The 5,241-nt window shown below is 52.3% G+C and carries 3 protein-coding genes; all 3 read right to left on the reverse strand.

Going from position 1 to position 5,241, the window contains the following annotated elements; translation table 11 throughout:
* Window positions 1-429 (reverse strand): LytS/YhcK type 5TM receptor domain-containing protein (locus PHF27_RS13185; protein ID WP_300071009.1); only part of this gene is annotated, 429 nt, incomplete at its 3' end.
* A gap of 234 nt (window positions 430-663) precedes the next feature.
* On the reverse strand, window positions 664-4,182 hold the full coding sequence (gene nifJ, locus PHF27_RS13190; protein ID WP_300071012.1) for a pyruvate:ferredoxin (flavodoxin) oxidoreductase: 3,519 nt from the start codon (window positions 4,180-4,182) through the stop codon (window positions 664-666).
* A 28-nt stretch (window positions 4,183-4,210) separates the two neighbouring features.
* On the reverse strand, window positions 4,211-5,241 hold a 1,031-nt coding region (locus PHF27_RS13195), incomplete at its 5' end, for a sigma 54-interacting transcriptional regulator (protein ID WP_300071015.1).

Here is a 5,241-nt window from a genome sequence, read left to right on the forward strand (position 1 = left end):
AACACCGCTCAACAGCACCACCCACCAGGGCAGCGCCGCATGAGGATACCATTTGCGCACCATCCCGGCAAACAGCCCTTCTACCAAATTAGCCAGGGCACAGGAAAAAGCGGAAAAACCGCCAAATGAAAAATACCGGTGCCCGCCGGCAATCATCCCAGCGGCAGCTCCCATGGCAGGCCCCCCGATAAGACCCGCCGCCATGACGCCTATCACTCGCGAGTTTGCTAACGCATCATCGACTGGAATGCCAGCATAGGTGCCGACAATACCGATCAGACCAAAAATCACCGCCAGTTTCGCTTTATCGAAAATCGTCACTGACCGATAATTCAAGCGCTGCAGCAGCGACGTCTGGGAAAGCAAAAACGCCAGCGTCGCCGCAATGCTCATGCGTTCTACCATTTTTAAAAGCAAGGAATCTTCCACTATGCACACCTCGTTTGTGATTATCCACTCTCCTTATTCTAGCGAGTACGCTGGCAAAATAAAAGGGGCTATGTACAGGAGGGCTTGACGAGGTTACAAAATTTACTCAGAGGAACAGAGAAAAGGCCATAGGAAACAGAGAGAGTCTATAAAATTCTATAGAAATATGTAGAAAAATCCCGCCTTGCGGCGGGATTTTTCTTTTGTGTTGTGTTTCTCTGTCCTACATATTGTTTATTCGCTTTGGCTCGCCAAACGTTTGTAGACGGCCAAACGGTCCTTGGCGTCTTGTTCCGTCTTGGTCAACAAGGCTTCTCCTTGTTCAGGGAACTGTTTTAAAAGAGAAGAGTAACGCACTTCGCCCATCAGGAATTCGCGGAAGTCTGCCGTTGGTTCCTTGGAGTCCAGCATAAAGGGATTCTTGCCGCTTTCCTTTAGTGCAGGATTGTAACGATACATAGCCCAGTAACCGCAATCCACTGCTTTCTTGATTTCAAGCTGACTGCAGCCCATACCGGCTTTAAGACCATGGTTGATGCACGGCGAATAGGCAATAACCAGGGACGGCCCCGGATACGCCTCCGCCTCGGCAATAGCTTTGAGGGTTTGGTTTTTATCCGCTCCCATGGCAATTTGCGCCACATACACATAACCATAGCTCATAGCGATGAGACCCAAATCTTTTTTCTTGGTCTTCTTGCCGCTGGCGGCAAATTTGGCAATAGCCGCCGCCGGTGTCGCCTTGGACGACTGGCCGCCCGTATTGGAGTAAACCTCGGTATCAAAGACAAGCACATTAATGTTTTCGCCGGAAGCCAGTACATGATCCAAGCCGCCAAAACCGATATCATAGGCCCAGCCGTCGCCGCCGAATATCCACTGAGAACGCTTAACTAGAAAATCCTTGTTTTCATGCAAATAGCCCAATAGTTCATTTTGGTTCTTGACGCCTTCCAGCATAGCGCTGAGGCGATCCGCACGTTCCCGGCTCCCTTCGCCTGCTTCTTGATGTTCCAGCCAGTCCGCACAGGCATTTTTCCACTCTTCTCCCAAGTCTAGTTTGGCGGCTTCCGCCACCTTTTGCGCCAACTGCTGCCGCAGTTGTTTCACGCCCAACGCCATGCCCAAACCGTACTCGGCGTTGTCTTCAAAGAGAGAGTTGCCCCAGGCCGGACCGTGGCCGCGATGGTTGGTCGTGTACGGAACCGAAGGCGTACTGCCCGCCCAGACGGAAGAACAACCAGTGGCATTGGCGACCATGAGCCGATCGCCATAGAGCTGCGTCACTAGCTTGGCATAGCCTGTTTCCAGACAGCCAGCGCACGCGCCGGAGAATTCCAAGAGAGGCTGTTCAAACTGACTGCCTTTGACTGTAAAGGGATTGGCCGGATTCTTCTTCGGCGTCAGCGACACCGCATAATCCCAAAGCGTAACCTGCGCATCTTGCGAAGCCAGGGGCTTCATCTGCAACGCTTTGACTTTTGCCGGACAAATTTCCGCGCAGTTGCCGCAGCCGGTGCAATCTTGCGTCGAGATAGCCAAGCGGAAATACAAATCCTTCGCCCCAACAGCGTCTTTAACGGCAAAACCTTCCGGCGCAGCCGCTTTTTCCGCATCGTTCACCAGAATGGGCCGGATACTGGCATGAGGACAAACAAAAGAGCACTGATTGCATTGAATGCAATTTTCCGGCTGCCATTCCGGTACATTGATGGCGATGCCGCGCTTTTCATAAGCCGAGGTTCCCAGCGGATACGTGCCGTCCGCCTGAGGCAGGAACGCGCTCACAGGCAAGCTGTCTCCCTCCTGACGGTTCATCGGCACCAGCACGTCACGAATAAACGCCGGCACGCCATTCGTCTGCACACTCTGCTCGGCTGCAACAGCATTTTTCCAGCTTGCCGGCACATTCACCTGCACCAAACCGGCGATACCCTTGTCGATAGCGGCGTGATTCATTCCCACCACTTTGTTGCCCTTTTTCCCATACGTGGCGACTACGGAATCTTTTAAATACTGCACCGCTTTTTCAATGGGAATAATCTGAGCCAGCTGGAAGAAAGCCGACTGCATAATCATGTTAAAACGGCCTCCAAGACCCAGCTCTTGGGCAATGCCTACGGCATTAATCGTATAGAAACGAATATTTTTTTCCGCCAGATAGCGTTTCATCGCCGCCGGCAGATGGGTTTCCAGTTCCGCTGCAGACCAATTGGTGTTTAAAAGGAAAGCGCCGCCCGGCTTCAAGCCTGTCAGCAAATCATATTTATCAACATAGGATTGTTGGGAACAAGAAACAAAATCGGCTTTATCAATCAAGTAGGGAGATTTAATCGGCTGACTGCCGAAACGCAAATGGGACACCGTAATACCGCCCGATTTTTTGGAATCATACGCAAAGTACGCCTGCGCATACAGATCCGTTTTGTCGCCAATAATCTTGATGGCGGATTTATTGGCCCCTACCGTGCCGTCTGCGCCTAAGCCCCAGAATTTACAAGCCTTGGTTCCCGCCACAGTGGTATCGATGTCCTCGCCTTCTGTCAAGGATAGATGGCTAACATCGTCCAGAATGCCAACCGTAAAGTGATCCTTAGGCTGCGCCGCTTTAAGGTTGTCAAAAATCCCCATAATATGTTTGGGCATAACATCCTTGCCGCCTACGCCGCAGCGACCGCCAACGATAAGCGGCTGCCAGTCCGTGCCGTAGAACGCGCTTTTCACATCCAAATACAGTGGTTCCGCCAATGCGCCCAATTCCTTAGTGCGATCCAGCACAGCAATTTTTTTGACGCTCTTTGGAATGTGCTGGAAGAAATGCTTCAGAGAAAACGGGCGATAGAGGTGAACATTCAACAGGCCCACTTTTTCACCTTTGGCGTTCAGATGATCCACCACTTCTTCTACGGTTTGGCACATAGAGCCCATGGCAATGATCAAACGCTCCGCATCAGGCGCTCCGTAGTAATTGAACAAGTGGTACTCCCGCCCGGTAAGCTTGCTGATTTCCGCCATGTATGCTTCGACAATCTCCGGCAGCTTCTCCCAATAACTATTGGATACTTCCCGCTGCTGAAAATGAATATCCGGATTTTGCACGGTGCCGCGCAAGACAGGATGATCCGGGTTGAGCGCCCCGCGCCGGAAGGAGTTGACCGCCTCCATGTCCAGGAGCTTGCCTAGTTCTTCGTACTCCAGCATTTCGACCTTCTGCACTTCATGGGACGTACGGAACCCGTCAAAGAAGTTCAGGAACGGCACGCGTCCTTTGATGGCTGCCAAATGAGCGACAGCGGACAAATCCATAACCTGTTGAACGCTGCTTTCCGCCAACATAGCAAACCCAGTCTGGCGCGTAGCCATCACATCGGAGTGATCGCCGAAAATGCTGATCGCATTGGCGCCAACCACCCGGGCGCTGACATGGAATACGCCAGGCAGTAATTCGCCGGCGATTTTATACATATTCGGAATCATCAGCAACAAGCCTTGCGACGCCGTATAGGTCGTCGTCAACGCTCCCGAATGCAACGAGCCATGCACTGCACCGGCCGCGCCGCCTTCGGACTGCATTTCTACTACCTGCACCGTCTGTCCAAAGAGGTTCTTACGCCCTTGCGCCGCCCACTCGTCCACGCTCTCCGCCATATTGGACGAAGGCGTGATGGGGAAAATGGCCGCTACGTCGGTAAAGGCATACGAAATATGCGCCGCCGCCGTGTTGCCGTCCATGGTTTTCATTTTTCTACTCATTGTATCTGCCCCTTTCTACTTACCCAAACTATACTCTATCTTTTTTCAGCTTTTTCAGCTTATACGCCACTTGATAGTATTCCAGGGAAATGCCTCTTCGTTTCAGCTCTGCGGAAATCTTCCGCACCCCTAGGCCCAGCGCCGATAAGCTGAGAAGAAGTTCTTCCAAGCTCTCCCGCTTTGCCGCCGGTTCCGCAGCTTCTATACTTACGCTTTTCTCTTCCAGCATGGCCTTGGGAATGTCTTCTTCATCCACCACCAGCTTAATCAGCTCATGTCCTTGCGAAAGGTGATTAACTAAAGGCGCCACCGCGTCAATACTGGCATTGACCACATCCCGAAACTGCCGGACATTGCGGTCGAACACCGCCGCTAAAAGCAGCTCCGCCGCGCGGCTTGTAAAATGAACCTTCAGCCTCACATTATAGCGAGCCTGCGCCTTTTGGCAGTACAGCTCTACGAATTGTTCCAAAAATTTCTGTTTTTCCTGCAAACTGCGCTCCCGCAGCGGCGGCAGCTCAATCTGGTACTGCGCCAAACGCTGGTAGAGTTCCGGCAAAAACACTTCTTTCAAGTTTTGGCTGGATGCCGCAATAATAATGACATCCACTTCATGCTCGGTCCGTCCTCCCATGCGCCGCACCAAGCCGGATTCGATCAACTTCAGCAGCATAGTCTGGTGCTGCACCAAGGCATGGGCCTCGTCCAAAAAGAGCACGCCCCCATTGGCCACTTCCACAAGTCCAGGCTTGTCAAAGGCCCCTGTAAAGGCTCCTTTATCGGTGCCGAAGATTTCCATAGCCGCAATGTCCGCATTGGTAAACTGCGCGCAGTTCACTTCGACAAAGGGCGCGCCCTCTTTTAAAATACCGATTTTGCGGGCAAAATGATACATACCCTGAGCCAGCATCGTCTTACCTGTACCGGTCTCTCCCAGAATCACCGAATGCCGCGGCCCCCCGACCGAGGCAATACTGCGCTGCGCTTTAAAAATAGCATTGCGCAGAGATCCATCAGCGCCGATGAAGCTCTCAAAAATACCGCTGCCCTGGCTCAAAG

It is taken from the genome of Anaeromusa sp., from assembly GCF_028691475.1.
GTDB lineage: Bacteria > Bacillota > Negativicutes > Anaeromusales > Anaeromusaceae > Anaeromusa.